Source organism: Oleiphilus sp. HI0067 (genome assembly GCF_001635735.1).
The window spans coordinates 1-509 of sequence record NZ_LWFI01000647.1 but is presented as its reverse complement, the minus strand read 5'-3'; the positions used below and the strand labels follow the sequence as shown (position 1 = coordinate 509).

Genomic DNA, 509 nt, shown 5'->3' with positions numbered 1-509 from the left:
GTCTGAAAGACCTGCGTAGCCGTCACCAGCGAAGATGTTGTTGCCATCTTTTGCTAGAGACATGTGTACGTGCATACCAGAACCGTTGTCACCTACAAGAGGCTTAGGCATGAATGTCGCAGTCTTGCCGTAAGCGTGTGCAACGTTGTGTACACAGTACTTAAGAATTTGAACTTCGTCGGCTTTGTTTACAAGTGTGTTCGCACCAACGCCGATTTCACACTGACCAGCAGTACCTACTTCGTGGTGGTGTACTTCGATCACTAGTCCCATTGCTTCCATTGCAGCACACATTGCGCCACGAAGATCGTGCAAAGAGTCAACTGGTGGTACTGGGAAGTAACCGCCTTTAACGCCAGGACGGTGACCAGTGTTGCCGCCTTCGATGCTTGCGTCGCTAGACCATGCAGCTTCTTCAGAGTTGATTTGGTACATCGCACCGCTGATGTCAGCTTTCCACTTAACATCGTCAAATACGAAGAACTCTGGCTCTGGACCAAACAATGCGC

At 49.9% G+C, this 509-nt stretch carries 1 pseudogene; it reads right to left on the bottom strand.

The features are described 5' to 3' along the window. Window positions 1-509: pseudogene (gene glnA / locus A3739_RS07175) on the bottom strand (glutamine synthetase); the annotation flags it as partial.